At 71.0% G+C, this 13,351-nt stretch carries 10 protein-coding genes; 3 read left to right on the plus strand and 7 right to left on the minus strand.

Going from position 1 to position 13,351, the window contains the following annotated elements:
* Nucleotides 1-17: 17 nt before the first annotated feature.
* Complete coding sequence (locus tag ACIBVP_RS07480; RefSeq protein ID WP_396105169.1) at nt 18-1,334, minus strand: GDSL-type esterase/lipase family protein; 1,317 nt, start codon at nt 1,332-1,334, stop codon at nt 18-20.
* A 337-nt stretch (nt 1,335-1,671) separates the two neighbouring features.
* Here ACIBVP_RS07480 and ACIBVP_RS07485 point away from each other — a divergent pair, with 337 nt between their 5' ends.
* Entirely contained in the window at nt 1,672-3,243 is a 1,572-nt protein-coding gene (locus ACIBVP_RS07485) for a class I adenylate-forming enzyme family protein (protein ID WP_396105170.1), read from the plus strand.
* A 4-nt stretch (nt 3,244-3,247) separates the two neighbouring features.
* The gene (locus ACIBVP_RS07490) at nt 3,248-4,480 is read left to right on the plus strand and encodes an MFS transporter (RefSeq protein ID WP_396105171.1); all 1,233 of its coding nucleotides are present in this window, start codon (nt 3,248-3,250) and stop codon (nt 4,478-4,480) included.
* 7 nt (nt 4,481-4,487) lie between these two features.
* On the opposite strand, the gene ACIBVP_RS07495 is transcribed toward ACIBVP_RS07490, so the two are convergent.
* Nucleotides 4,488-5,078: a TIGR03086 family metal-binding protein gene (locus ACIBVP_RS07495; RefSeq protein WP_396105172.1), complete on the minus strand. Its 591-nt coding sequence runs from the start codon at nt 5,076-5,078 to the stop codon at nt 4,488-4,490.
* A gap of 61 nt (nt 5,079-5,139) precedes the next feature.
* On the opposite strand from ACIBVP_RS07495, the gene ACIBVP_RS07500 reads away from it, so the two are divergent.
* The gene (locus ACIBVP_RS07500) at nt 5,140-5,844 is read left to right on the plus strand and encodes an SGNH/GDSL hydrolase family protein (protein ID WP_396105173.1); all 705 of its coding nucleotides are present in this window, start codon (nt 5,140-5,142) and stop codon (nt 5,842-5,844) included.
* A 59-nt stretch (nt 5,845-5,903) separates the two neighbouring features.
* Here ACIBVP_RS07500 and ACIBVP_RS07505 read toward each other — a convergent pair whose 3' ends face one another.
* The 5 genes from ACIBVP_RS07505 to ACIBVP_RS07525 are packed head-to-tail and all read right to left on the minus strand — an operon-like array spanning nt 5,904 to nt 13,173.
* Nucleotides 5,904-7,223: a hypothetical protein gene (locus ACIBVP_RS07505; RefSeq protein ID WP_396105174.1), complete on the minus strand. Its 1,320-nt coding sequence runs from the start codon at nt 7,221-7,223 to the stop codon at nt 5,904-5,906.
* Nucleotides 7,224-7,225: 2 nt separating this feature from the next.
* Entirely contained in the window at nt 7,226-8,197 is a 972-nt protein-coding gene (locus ACIBVP_RS07510; protein ID WP_396105175.1) for an alpha-ketoacid dehydrogenase subunit beta, read from the minus strand.
* A complete protein-coding gene (locus ACIBVP_RS07515; protein ID WP_396105177.1) occupies nt 8,197-9,177 on the minus strand; it encodes a thiamine pyrophosphate-dependent dehydrogenase E1 component subunit alpha in 981 nt (326 codons plus the stop codon). The genes ACIBVP_RS07510 and ACIBVP_RS07515 overlap by 1 nt, the downstream gene beginning before the upstream one ends.
* A complete protein-coding gene (locus ACIBVP_RS07520; protein WP_396105178.1) occupies nt 9,174-11,945 on the minus strand; it encodes a condensation domain-containing protein in 2,772 nt (923 codons plus the stop codon). The genes ACIBVP_RS07515 and ACIBVP_RS07520 overlap by 4 nt, the downstream gene beginning before the upstream one ends.
* Nucleotides 11,935-13,173, minus strand: a complete 1,239-nt coding sequence (locus ACIBVP_RS07525) for an MFS transporter (protein WP_396105179.1) — start codon at nt 13,171-13,173, stop codon at nt 11,935-11,937. Before ACIBVP_RS07525 ends, ACIBVP_RS07520 begins: the two co-directional genes overlap by 11 nt.
* Between the last annotated feature and the right edge of the window lie 178 nt (nt 13,174-13,351).

Raw genomic sequence — 13,351 nt, forward strand, 5'->3', positions numbered from 1 at the left:
CACCGGGACCCTGTGAGTCAGCGCACGATCAGGTGCAACGGAATCGCGTCCGCCAGCGCCTTGGAGCCCCGGTCGTTCGGGTGGATGTGGTCACCCGGGTCGTACTCCGCCTTGAGCTTCGTCGGGTCGGCCGAGTCGCGGACGATCTCGTCGAAGTCCACGACCGCGCCGAACTCGCCGCGGTGGTCGCGCAGGTAGTCGTTGACCGCCTGGCGCGTGGCCTCCTTCTCCGGCGTCCACACGAGCGCGGTGCCGCCGTTGAGGCCGTTGAACGGGCCGATGGTGGCGAAGATCGTCGTGTAGCCGCGCGACTGGATCTGCTGGTTGAGCTGACGCAGCGAGGCGATGATCGCGTCGGCCGAGTCGTTGTTCATCCAGATGTCGTTGACGCCGAGGCTCACGATGACCGCGTGCGCGCCGGTCTCGGAGAACACGTCCTCGTTCAGCCGGGAGAACGCGTTGTCACCGAGCTCGGGGAACCCGGGGAACCCGCCGTCGCCCGGCTCGATGGCCTCGTGGTTCAGGCGTGCGCCGCCACGGCTGATGTTCAGGACGCCGGGCAGGTCGTCGCGGTCGACCCTGCGCTGCAGGCGGTCGAAGAGCTGGTCGGGCCAGCGCATGTTGCCGTTGAACGTGGTGCCGTGGCCGTCGGCGAGCGAGTCGCTGAACACGATGACCGACCCGGCCGCGTCCTCGCGGAGCACGTCGACGCCGGCCAGGAAGAACCAGCAGCAGGTGCGCGTGGTCGTGTAGCCCGCGCCGCCCGGGTCGCTCACCAGGTCACCGGGGCCGACGAAGTTGTTCTGCCGGGTGGTCGAGTGGAACGTGGTCAGGCCGGTGGAGGTCGGGAAGAAGACGCTCACGACCAGGTCCTGGTCGTTGCCGACACGCAGGTCGACGGGGTCGCTGAGCAGCTCGGCGCCCTTCTGCATGACAAAGGACGACGCCCCGCCGAAGGTCAGCTCCTTCGTCGTCGCCGGGTCGATGTCCGACAGCTCGGGAGTCGCGGTGTTCGGCTTCGCCACGGTGGCACGGCCGACCGTGACCGACTTCTCGCCGTGCAGGTTGGACAGTCGGATGCGGACCTTCGAGCCGCCGACCGAGCCGTGGACGATCATCCGCACGCTCTGGTTGTTCAGGCCCACGAAGGTGGATCCACTCAGGTTGCCCCTGGTGACGGCGGCAGCCCAGCTGCCGACCCAGTCCTTGTCCGAGCCGTGCCGGGCCTCCCGCGCCTCGGCCGCCTCGCCCGCGTTGGCGACGAGCACGGTCGACACGACCGCGGTCAACGCCCCCGTGGCGATCAGCGACCGCCATTTCTTCGGGTGTTTCATTCGGTGGAACCTCCAGGAAAAGCCTGAGCACGGCCGGTGCGAAGGCCGTCGCGTGTGATGGGCCCGGAACGTAGCCGCCGCCGCGATTCGCGGTCAATCCTCCCGCGCGATCGGCACCAATGTACTCGTATGACCAGACCAATCATTCAAACCCATCCGCACTACGCGGGAACCGAGCGCGATTCACCGATAGCCGGGAGCTACGACGCGGCCGCGAAGCGCCGCCCACAAGGGCAAATCACCCTGGCTCCACCCCGGCGCGGCGGGTACTCTCCACTCCGAATCGCGGGGGCCCGTCACCGCGCGTGATTTCGCCGAATGGACGAGCGGAGTGGGTATGGATATCGCGGCCGAACGGACGCAACCGTATGTGACGCGCGCGTTGGAACTGTTCGCCGATTACGGCGACCGGGAGGCCGTCGTCCAGGACGGTCGACGCCTTTCGTATACCGATTTACGCACCCTTGTGCTCCGAATGGCTGCCGGGTTGCGGGCATTCGGCGTCGCACCGGGCGCGAACGTTCTGATAATGGTCGCGAATCCGCTCGAAGGTCCGGTTCTGCAGCTCGCGGTCCACCTGCTCGGGTGTCGTTCGTTCTGGGTCGCGCCGGTCACCGCGCGTCGCGAGATCCTCGACTACGTACAGCGCTGTGACGCCGACGCGTTCGTCTACGACCCGCGCACGCAGGGCGAGTTCGGCGCCGAGATCGGCGCGTCGCTCGACGTGCCGGTGTTCTGCCTCGGCCCCGGCGGCGCGGGCCCGGACCTGTTGGCGGCACAGGAGGACGCCGAGCCGGGCGACCTCGCGAACCAGGACGTCGAGCCCGAGGCCGTGTTCCAGACCAGCGGCACCACCGGCGCGCCGAAGCTCGTGCACCTGCCGCACACGTTCTTCCAGCAGGTGCTCGCGATCGCGGAAGGACAGTTCACCGCCGCGGGCGCGCCACTGCTGCGGCACCTGTCCAGCTCGCCGATGTGGCTGGTCAGCGGCCAGATCACCGCGTTCGTCAACCTGTTCACCGGCGGCGTGCTGTTCCTCGAGGACGCGTGGACGCCCGAGCGGTTCCTCGCGACCGTGGCCCGCGAGAAGGTCAACTCGACGTTCATGTCCCCGCCGATGCTCTACGAGGTGCTCGACCACCCGGCCGCCGCGACCACGGACATGAGCCACATGTTCATGTTCAACATCGGTGCGGGCCCGGCCGCCCCGTCACGCTTGCGGCAGGCGATCGGCCTGTGGGGTCCGGTGATCCGCATCGTGTACGGACTGTCGGAGTCGGTGGTGACGACCGCGTTGCCGGGGTTGACCGAGGATCCCGAGCACCCGCAGCGGATCCGGTCGGCGGGCACCCCGTACGGCGACGTGCGCCTGGAGATCCGCGACGAGGACGGCAACCCGGTCCCGACGGGGGTCGACGGCGAGATCTGGATCGCCAGCAGGCTGAACTTCGCCGGCTACTGGGGCGACCCCGAGCTGACCGCGGAGACGCTCGTCGACGGCTGGGTGCGCACCCGCGACGTCGGCCACCTCGACGAGGACGGCTTCGTCTACATCGTCGACCGCACCACCGACATGATCATCACGCACCGCAGGTCGTGGAACATCTACTCGCGACCGATCGAGGACGTGCTGGCCGCGCACCCGCAGGTCCGGGTGGCCGCGGTGATCGGCGTGCCGGACCCGGTGGTCGGCGAGGTCGTGCACGCGTACGTGGTGCCGGTCGACGGTGCGACGGTCACCGGCGACGAGCTGGCCGCTTTGGTGGGCGCGGAGCTGAACGACATGTGGCAGCCACGTGCCGTCGAGTTCGTCGACAGGCTGCCCCTCACCAGGGCCAACAAGATCGACAAGAAGGCACTGCGCACCCGCTACGCCACCGAGCACCCGCCTGTGGAGATCGGTGGCTAGCTCCATGACCGCGAGGGGGAGGTTCGTCGCGCTGTTCGCCGCCGACGTGGTGTCGGTGCTCGGCAGCAGGGTGTCGATGCTGGCGATCCCGTGGCTGGTGCTGGTCACGACCGGCAGCGCGACGAAGATGGGGCTGGTCGCGGGCGCGGAGATGCTGCCGTACGTGCTGTCCGGCGTGCTCGCCGCACCGCTCGCGGACCGCTTCGGCGTCCGCCGCACCACGATCGTCACCGACGCGGGCAGCGCGCTCGCCATGGCGGGCATCGCCGCGGCGCCGCAGCTCGGGTTCGGGTGGCTGCTCGTGCTGGTGGCGGTCGCCGGTGCCACCAGGGGTCTCGGGGACCGGGTCAAGCACGTGATGCTGCGTCCGCTCGCCGAGGAGGCGGGGATCCAGGTCATCCGGGTGACCGCGGCCTACGAGGGCTTCTCGCGCACCGCCATGTTGCTGGGCAGCGCGGCGGGCGGCCTGCTCATCGCGTGGGTGGGCCCGCTCGGCGCGATCTGGGTGGACGCCGTGTCGTTCGCGTTGTGCGCGCTCGTGGTCGCGGTGCTGGTGCGGCTGCCCGAGGACGCGTTCCCCCAGCAGGCCCCGGAACGGTACTTCGTCGCGTTGCGCGGCGGGTTCCGGGTGCTGTGGCGGGACGACCTGCTGCCCAGCATGATCGTGATGTTGCTCGCGCTCAACATGTTCAACCAGGCCGGGATCGCGGTGTTCGTCCCGCTGTGGGTGGACCAGGTGCTGCACACACCGGAAGCGCTCGGTCTGGTGCTCGGCACGTTCGCGGCCGGTGCCGTGCTCGGCAGCGTGGTGTTCACCGCGATCTCGCCGAAGCTGCCGATGTACCAGACGTTCATGTTCGGCGCGCTGCTCGCGGGCGCCCCCAGGCTGCTGGTGCTGGGCCTCACCCACGAGGTCGTCGTGGTGTGTGCGGTGATGTTCCTGTCGGGTCTCGCGATGGCCGCGGTCAACCCGGTGATCGGGGCGATGCTGTACGAACGGGTGCCGCCGGAGCTGCAGACACGGGCGTTCGGCGTGTGCACGGCGATCACGTTCACCGGCATCCCGATCGGCGGTGTGCTCGGCGGTCTCGCGGTCACCGGGCTGGGCATCGACCCGGCGATCCTCGTGGCGGGCGTGCTGTGCCTGCTCGCCACCGCGGCGCCGTGGGTGTGGTCGTGGCGCCGGAGCGCGGGCGCGGCGACGCCGCCACCCGCCCGCGTCGGCGGGGCCGGGTGATCAGGTGTCATTTCGGCCACCGCGGGGAGCGGCCGAGGAACCCGAGCATGCGGTCGGCGACGGGTGCGTCGTCGGGCACCTCGACCCGGTACCCGAACGCGGTGCCGGGTCCCCAGATCTTCGGCGAGTCCAACGGCCACCCGGACCCGATCCGCAGCACCGCGGCACACGCTTCCTCGTCGAGCCGCGGGTCGGCCCCGATCGACACGGCGACGTCCCAGCCGTGGGTGAGGTAGTCGATGAAGTGCATGCCGACGGCCTGACCGGCGGGCACGTCCCCGTACCCGAGCACGGCGAACGTCCCGGCCAACGGCTCCACGGCGGCGAACGCGTCGTCCACCCGAGCGGCGGAAGCGGCGAACTCCCCCACCGGGTCGGTGACGTGCACACCGTCCCAGACCTCCGCGGCCGGTGGCTCACCGAGCGCGGCGGCGGCGAACCCGTTGTTGTTGCCGACCATGTGGCGCAGCAGGTCGGCCACTGTCCAGCCGTCACACGGGGTCGGCAGGTCGAGCTGGTCGTCCCGCACCTGCTCGACGATGCCCGTGGTGACCGCGAGCACGCGCCGGTCGGGTTCCCGCAGATCCCGCAAGTCCATGGCAGTCACCGTATTCTTCCCGGCCCGCGAAGGGCCCCGATCTGTATCCTCGTGAGTTGACATGTGCACCTCCGCTGAGTCGCAAGACCCCTACTGCCTGCGCGAAGGGGAAAGCGCCCGCCTGCTCGCCGGCCACCCGTGGCGCCGGTTCGCCGTGCTCGGCGACAGTGTCGCCGAAGGCCTCGCCGAGCCGGTACCCGGCTACAGCGAGGTACAGCTGGCCGACCGCATAGCCGCCGAACTGCGCGCGACCGCACCCGGTTTCGAGTACCTGAACCTCGGTCACCGAGGCCTCCGCACCAGAGAGATCCGGGAACGCCAACTGGTCCCGGCACTGGCGTTCCACCCCGACCTTGCCCTGGTCGTGTGCGGCGGCAACGACGCGTTCCCGGCGACGTACCGCCCGGACCCGGTGGCCGACGAGCTCCGCACCATGGTGGTGGCACTGCAGGAGTCGGGCGCGGAGGTGATCACGGTGGGGTTGTACAACGTCTCGTACTCCCCGTCCACAGAGATCGCGGACTGGCTCCGCCCCGGCCTGCGCAAGCGAATGCAGACCCTCTCGGAACGCACGAAGGCGATCGCCGAGGAACTGGGCACCCTGCACGTGAACCTCACCGCCCACCCAGCCGCGACGGACCCGAACCTGTACAGCAGCGACGGCCGCCACGGCAACGCCCGCAGCGACGCGATAGCCCTGGCGGAAGCGGTACGCACACTGGGCACCCACCTGGAGAAGACGCGCCAGCACGCGAGGGGCAACTGAACCAGCCCGGCGCATGTCCGAGGCCAAGCCCGTCCGGCGGGGATCCCCGGAGGGAAACCTCACCCGTCAGTCAACAGCAACCCACTGGTCAACGCCCCCTGCCCGAGATTCACAATCGACCCGGAAGCCGCATCAGGCACAGCGAACCGCAGATAGGCCCCAGCCGCCCGCCCTCCGAACAGATACGGCGCCACACAGTAAGGCACGGAAGCAGACCGAACCGACCCGGTAGCCACCTCGACGAACGACATGTCCAACCGATCCACCGGCACGAACTCCTGCACGACATGCCCACCCGAGCCAACCGCCGAACGCAAGGCGGACTCCCACGACGAGTCGGACACCTCCCGCCCCACCACAACCCCGGACCCGCCATACGTCCCCGTCGGCTTCAACACCAGACCCGCTCGCGGCCCGACGTCAACCCCGGTCACCAACCGCGTGTACGGCACATGGGCACGCACGAGATCGGCATCCGAAGCCGGCAACAGCTCGACGTCCTCCCACAACCAGGCGAACGTGGCCTTGTTGGCCAGCAACCACGTAGCCGAAGGAGTGAACATCCGAGTAGCCCCGACACGAAGCGCGGCCACCAGAGCGTCGTACCCGGCACCATGCGGCACGTCCTGTGGAATGAACATCCGCATCACCGAGTCAAGCGCGGTCTCCCCAGCCCACAACCGACCATCGGAGAACGTCAACCACTCCAACGGGTACACGACCACGTCAAGCCCAGCGGCCCGCCCCCGATCCCGCACGGGCTCCAGCAGCTTGATCAACGTATGCCCGTCCTGGGTGTCCGGATAGTCACTCCCCATGTGGAACAAGATCACCGAAGTGGCACCGGAACCCAGCCCCAACTGGTCCCGCATGGCGTGAAACCGCGCGTCCACAGCGGAATCAGGCACCGACAACGACACCGGCACGTCCGAGTAAGCGGCCAGGAACCGCCGAGCGATCCCGTCCGAGTCGAAGGCACCCCCCAACGCACTGTCCACGTTGCACTCGACGAATTTCGGCACCCCGTCGGACATCAGCACGTCCGGTCGGACAGCCACGACCAGGTCGTCGGTCAACGGCGCCGACTCGTCGAGGAACTCGATCAACCCGGCAGGCACCCCGAGCCGCTCCCGCAACTCCCCCACCGTCGACGCCCGTCGCCGGCACGCGTCGAGCACCAGTCCGGCAAGCCGAGCGGTCAAGGACGTCAAAGACGAATACGACGCACGCGTCATCACCGGCGGACGCAACGGCCGCCATCGCTTGTTCTTCGTGGCGACACCCTCGTAGATACCGGTCCAGTTCGCCCGACCACGTTCGATCATGGCGGATCGAACATCGGAGTCCAGCCGTTCCCACGCCCCCGAAACCACTGCCATGACTACCTTTCCTTCACCGTGAGGTTGACGGCGGCCGCCAGCTGCGCCCTGCTGGGCTGGGTCGCCCGGTCCAGTTCGAGGGAGAACGGCAGCACCGCGCCGTCCGGCCGGGTCACCCGCACCGGCGCCGCGGCGAGCCGCACCCGCTCCGACATCGTCGCGATCACCTCGCCCGCGATCCCGCACGTCCGGTTCGAGTCGTCGATCACCACGAGCCGCCCCGTCCTGCGCACGGACGCGGTCAGGCCGTCCCAGTCGAACGGGTAGAGCGTCCTGGGATCGAACACCTCGACCGACACGCTGCCCGCGAGGTCGTCGGCCACCGCGAGCGCGTCGTGCACGTGCTGCCCGACGGCCACCACCGTGACGTCCGAGCCCGCGCGGCACACCCGGCCGACCCCGAGCGGCACGGGTGCGAGCGTCGCGAAGTCCACGTCCTCGCGGACCCCGAGCGCGGCCGACGGCGCGAACACCACGACCGGGTCCTGGTCCTGGACGGCCGACCGCAGCAGCCCGTACGCGTCGGTGGGCGTGGCAGGCACGACCGTCTTCACGCCGACGTGCGCGAACAGGCTGTACGGGTGGTCGGAGTGCTGCCCGGCCCACCCGGTGCGCGACCCCGACCCCGGCACGACGTAGGTCACCGGCACGTGGCACTGCCCGCCGGTCATCAGCGAGAACTTGTGCGCGTGGTTGGTGATCTGCTCGAACGACAGGAACAGCAGCGCCGGGATCTGGAACTCGATCACCGGCCGCATCCCGGCGAGCGCGGCGCCGGTGGCGAAGCTCGTGAACCCCTGTTCGGACAGCGGCGTGTCGAGCACCCGGTCGGGCCCGAACCGCTTCACCAGGCCCGTGGTCACGTTCGACGCCGCGACCCGCACGTCCTCGCCGAGCACGAACACCGTGTCGTCGGCGGCCATCGCGTCGGCGAGTGCCCGGTTGAGCGCCTTCTGGTAGGACAGCCACGGCATCAGACATCACTCCCGGGCCGCGGGGTCAACCCGCTCGCGTACAGGTGGTCCAGCGCGGTGACCGGGTCGGGGAACGGGCTCTCCAGCGCGAACGCGACCGCGGCCGCGAGCACCGACTCCACCTCCTCGTCCACGCGTGCGCGGACGGGGTCGTCGAGCCGTGCGCCCTGGATGTCGACGGGGTCGCGGGACCGGATGGCCGCGAGCTCCTCGTCGGTGCGGTACCGCAGCCGCACCTTGTGCTCGAACGTGTGGTGGGCGTCGAAGCGCTGCGTGCGGCACTCGAGGAACGACGGCCCCTCACCGGCCTGTGCCCGCGCCACCGCCGCCGACGTGGCGGACAGCACCGCCTCCGCGTCCTGTCCGTCCACGACGGACGCCGGGATGCCGAACGCCTCGGCCCGCCCGATGATGCTGCCCGCCACCGCCTCCTCGACGCGCATGGTGGTGGCGTAGCCGTTGTTCTCGCACACGAACACCACCGGCACCCGCCACAGCGCGGCCAGGTTGAACGCCTCCAGCAGCATGCCCTCGTTCACCGCGCCGTCACCGAAGAACGTGGCGGCCACGGCCGGGGTGCCGAGCCGCTGCCGTGCCCACGCCGCGCCGGCCGCGATGGCACCGGCGGCACCCACGATCGCGTTGGCGCCGAGGATCCCGACACCGAAGTCCGCCGCGTGCATGGACCCGCCGCGGCCCTTGTTGAGCCCGGTGACGCGGCCGGTCAGCTCGGCCATCATCCGGGCCGGGTCCGCGCCCTTGGCCAGCACGTGGCCGTGGCCGCGGTGGGTGCCGGTGACGAGGTCGTCGGCCCCGAGCGCGGCGCAGACGCCCGCGGCGACGGCTTCCTGCCCGAGGTACGGGTGGATGCCGCCGACGATGTCCCCGGAGCGCACCAGCTCGATCGCCCGCTCCTCGAACCGCCGGATCAGCCGGACCGTCCGGTACAGCCCGACCGCCGTGTCCACTGCCGAGGTCATCGGGCCGCCTCCGCCGCCACCGCACTGCCGACACCGGTCGGGGTGCCCGGTTCGATCGCCGCCTGCACGGCCACCTCCTCGATCGCCAGGGCCAACGCGGTCATCTCCGCGCGGCTGAAGTACCGCCGGTCCGCCGACAGCACCAGTTCGACCGCGCCGGGCGGGTCGTCGATGCTGAGGTACAGCTTCGCCTTGGGGATGCTCGCGTCCTGTTTCCACGAGAACTCGCTGCCCGCGAGCGCGGCACGGATCTCGTCGTCGCCCGGGGCTGGCACGCCGGCGTGCACGCGGTCCCCCTGCCGCCGGTCGTTGAACGAGCAGGACAGGTCCAGTTCCTCGCCACGTTCGCGCTCGATCCGCCGGATGCGTTCCTCCTGCTCGTACGCGTCGTAGTAGGCGTTCATGAAGGCGCTGAGCGACCTGGACGCGACGAGCCGGACGGTGTCGCCGACCGTGCGGTCCGCGACGTCGGCCACGAACGGGGTGACCTTGAGCAGTGAGCTGACCGAGTCGGCCAGTCCCGGCCGGAACCGGTTGCTCACCAACAGGATCGTCGCGAGCGGGTTGACGCCGGTGACGCGGCCGACGCCGACGAGGAACGCGGTGAGCAACGCCGGTGAGTCGTCGCACCGTTCGCGTGCGGCGACCGCGTGCAGCGCCATGGCGATGGCTCGCGACCGGTAACGGACCACCTCGAACCGCGGTTCGCCGTCGTGGCGCGGTGGCCCGAACAGGCGCGCGGGCGCGGTGCGCAGGACGCGTTCCAGGTACCGCAGCGACCGGTCGTTCTGCCTGCGGCCCGCCGGGGACGCCTCCCTGGCGGCCTGCGCGAGCGGCGGCAGGGCGGTGACGGGGCCCGCGGGGGCACCGGTCAGCGGGTCTCGTGCGCCGATGTCGGCGACGAGCGCGCTCAACCCGAACGCGTCAATGGCGGTGTGCAGGATGACGGTGACCACGTGCGTGACGGCGCCGCCCGCGACGACCGCCGCCATCCGCACCGGCCACTCGGTCTCGTACGCGAACGGAACGGTCTGCCACCGCTCCGAGAGCGCCTCGGCCACCGCCACCGGGCCGTCCTCCCCGGCGGCCACCACCCGCAACGGGATCTCGCCGCGCGCCGCGACCCGCTGCCGGGGTGGCCGGCCCTCACCGCGGAGGAGCAGCGTGGTGCGCAGCGCCTGGTGCCGCGACACGATGAAGCCGAGCATGTCGGCGACCGCCGCGACGGTCGTGCCGGGGGCGGCGTCGGCGACATACGCGACGGTCTTCGAACTGCCGGACTCCACGATGGACTGCCACAGACCGAGCTGCCCGAACGCCAGTTCGCCCTCGCCGGAGCCCTCGCCCGCGAACGGCACCAGCAGCCGCTCGACCGCGGCACGTCCCTGGTCGAGCGCCGCCTGCACGGCAGCTTCCTCGATGGCCTGCGCGAGCGCCGTCATGTCCGCGCGGGAGAGGTACCGCGCGTCCGCGGACAGCGTCAGCTCGACCGCACCGGACTGGTCGTCGATGTCCAGGTACAGCTTCGTCCTCGGGACCGACACCTCGTTCGGCCAGGTCAGCTCGCTGTCCGCGAGCGCGGCACGGATGTCGTCCGCCGAGGGCGGCTCGGCGCCCGCGTGGACGCGGTCCCGCTGGCGGTGGTCGTTGTAGTAGCAGGCCAGGTCGAACACCACGCCGCGCTCGCGCTGCACCCGCTCGACCACCTCGTCCTGGTCGTCGGGGTCGTAGTACGCGTTGAGGTACGCGCTCATCGACCGGGCGGCGGACCGCCGCACCACCTCGCCGACGGTGAGGTCCGCGACGTCGAGCACGAACGGGACGACCTTGATCAGCGCGCTCACCGACTCGGCGTAGCCGGGCCGGAACCGGTTGCTCACCGTCATGATCGTCACCGGTGACGTCGCGCCGGTGACGCGTGCGACGCCCACGAGGAACGCGGCGAGCAGCGCGGGCGAGTCGTCCATGCGTTCCCGTGCGGCGACGGCGCGCGCGGCCAGGCTCATGGCGGGCGACCGGTAGCGCAGGATGTCGAACCGCGGCTCACCGTCGTGGCGCGGCGGACCGAACAGGTGTGCGGGGGCGGTGCGCAGCACCCGCTCCAGGTAGTCGAGCGACCGCTGGTTCTGCCGTCTGCCCGCGGGTGTCGCCTCCCTGGCGGCCTGCGCGAGGGGCGCGAGCGCGGTGACGGGCCCGGCGGGCGCGCCCGTCACGGGGTCGCGCGCACCGATGTCGGCGGCCAGGACGCTGAATCCGAACGCGTCGATCGACGTGTGCAGGATGACGGTCACCAGGTGGGTCACCGCAGCGCCGTCCATGTCGCCGTCCATGTCGCCGTCCGCGACGACCGCGGCCATCCGCACCGGCCACTCGGTCTCGTAGTCGAACAGCTCGGTCTGCCAGTGCGCCGAGAGCGCCTCGGCGACCTCGGCCGGGTCGTGCTCGCCGGGGGACACGACCAGCAGCGGGAGGTCGCCACTCGTGGCGACCCGCTGCCGTGGCCGCCTGCCGTCCCCGCGCAGCACGAACGTGGTGCGCAGCGCCTGGTGCCTGCCGACCATGAAGCCGAGCATGTCGGCGACCTCGTCGACGGTCGTGCCGGGTGCGGGACGCGCCACGTGGGCGACCGTCCGTGACACGCCCGTCGCCAGCGCCTGCCACAGACCGATCTGCCCGAACGCCAGCTCGCCCTCGCCCGACCCCTCGCCCGCGAACGGCACGAGCCGCCGCTCGACGAGCGTGCCGAGGGGCAGGTCGTCACGCCGCATGGGACGTCACCTCCTTGTCGGTCCCGTCCAGTTGCCGTGCGGCGGCGGCGACCGCGGGCCCGATGAACAGCCCGACCGCGGCGAATACGGCGGCCAGTACCAGCCAGCCGGTCACGCCCTGTTCCACGACCCCGGCGGTGATGAGTACGGGGCCGACCATGAGCGCGGCGGCCGAGCCGAGCCAGAACACCGACAGGTACTCGCCCTGCCGTTCCCGGGGCGCCAGCGCGTAGGAGACCGACAGCCTGCCCGCGAAGTGCCACAGCTCGCCGAACGTCAGCAGCACGGTCGCGACGACGACGGCGACCACCGCGCCGGCCGGGGCCAGCGGTGCCGACAGCGCGAGGACGACCATGCAGGCCGCGAACGCCATGGCCGACCACCGCAGCGCGCGGACCCCGCCCTCGCGGGTGTCGGTGCCCTTGCTCAGCCGCACCTGCAGGAGCACGACGAGCACCGTGTTCAGCACCATCAGCGGCGCGACGACGGCGGGTGGCGCGTCGGTGCGCGTGGTCACCCACAGCGGGATGCCGAGCGTCAGGACGGTCGTGTTCAGCACCAGCACCGCGTTGAGGCCGGTGACGACCAGGTACCTGCCCTGCCGCAGCGACCGCGGCCAGCCGCGCGCCGTCCGCCGGTCCGGCGGGTCGTCGGCCAGCAGCGGCACCCTGGCCAGCAGGAACCCGGCGAGCAGAAACGTGGCCCCGTTGCCGAGCACGATCACAAGGAACGCGGGCCGGGTGCCGACCACGAGGATCACCGTGGTGAGCAGTCCGCCTACGGAGAAGCCGATGTTGTAGACCACACGCATCACCGACATCACCCGCATGCGCAGGTCCTTGCCGATGTGCCGGTCCACGTACATCTGGCTGACCGGGTCGATGGCCCTGGTCGGGATGCCCACGAAACAGGCCACGACCAGGAACGACACGAAGTCGCCGACGAACGCGAACGCGACGAACCCGATCCCGCGCCAGTAGTGCAGCAGGATCGAGGCGGCGCGGGGGCCGATGCGGTCGGCCAGCATGCCGAGCGGGGTCAGCGTCACGAGCCCGCACGCGTTCGCGATGGTGAGGCCGAGCCCGACCTCGGTGGCCGACAGCCCGGCGCTGAGCGTGAAGTAGACGGCGAAACCCGCGATGTAGAGCCCGGTGCCGATCGCGTCGACCAGCCCGACGAACACCAGCAGCCTGCTCTCCCTCGGCACGTCGAGACCGGGAAGGCGCATCGGGCGAACCCCCTTCGGCGACGCCGGACGACCCGGCGCAGGATGTGGAGGTGTGGGGGGGGGGGGGGGGGGGGCGCCCCCCCCCCCCCCGGGGCCCCGCCCCCCCGCCCCGCGGGGGGAGCCCATAGCGTCGGGGCAGACGGCGCTGGCACAACTATAGCAACCAGAAAAAAAAACC

It is taken from the genome of Actinophytocola sp. NPDC049390 (assembly GCF_044466355.1).
In the GTDB taxonomy this organism is placed as follows: domain Bacteria; phylum Actinomycetota; class Actinomycetes; order Mycobacteriales; family Pseudonocardiaceae; genus Actinophytocola.

Bases quoted from the DNA above. Each gene is read 5' to 3' on its own strand.
- ACIBVP_RS07515 (WP_396105177.1), bottom strand. From the start codon at position 9,177: ATGACCTCGGCAGTGGACACGGCGGTCGGGCTGTACCGGACGGTCCGG.
- ACIBVP_RS07525 (WP_396105179.1), bottom strand. From the start codon at position 13,173: ATGCGCCTTCCCGGTCTCGACGTGCCGAGGGAGAGCAGGCTGCTGGTG.
- ACIBVP_RS07480 (WP_396105169.1), bottom strand. From the start codon at position 1,334: ATGAAACACCCGAAGAAATGGCGGTCGCTGATCGCCACGGGGGCGTTG.
- ACIBVP_RS07490 (WP_396105171.1), top strand. From the start codon at position 3,248: ATGACCGCGAGGGGGAGGTTCGTCGCGCTGTTCGCCGCCGACGTGGTG.
- ACIBVP_RS07520 (WP_396105178.1), bottom strand. From the start codon at position 11,945: ATGCGGCGTGACGACCTGCCCCTCGGCACGCTCGTCGAGCGGCGGCTC.
- ACIBVP_RS07495 (WP_396105172.1), bottom strand. From the start codon at position 5,078: ATGGACTTGCGGGATCTGCGGGAACCCGACCGGCGCGTGCTCGCGGTC.
- ACIBVP_RS07500 (WP_396105173.1), top strand. From the start codon at position 5,140: ATGTGCACCTCCGCTGAGTCGCAAGACCCCTACTGCCTGCGCGAAGGG.
- ACIBVP_RS07485 (WP_396105170.1), top strand. From the start codon at position 1,672: ATGGATATCGCGGCCGAACGGACGCAACCGTATGTGACGCGCGCGTTG.
- ACIBVP_RS07505 (WP_396105174.1), bottom strand. From the start codon at position 7,223: ATGGCAGTGGTTTCGGGGGCGTGGGAACGGCTGGACTCCGATGTTCGA.
- ACIBVP_RS07510 (WP_396105175.1), bottom strand. From the start codon at position 8,197: ATGCCGTGGCTGTCCTACCAGAAGGCGCTCAACCGGGCACTCGCCGAC.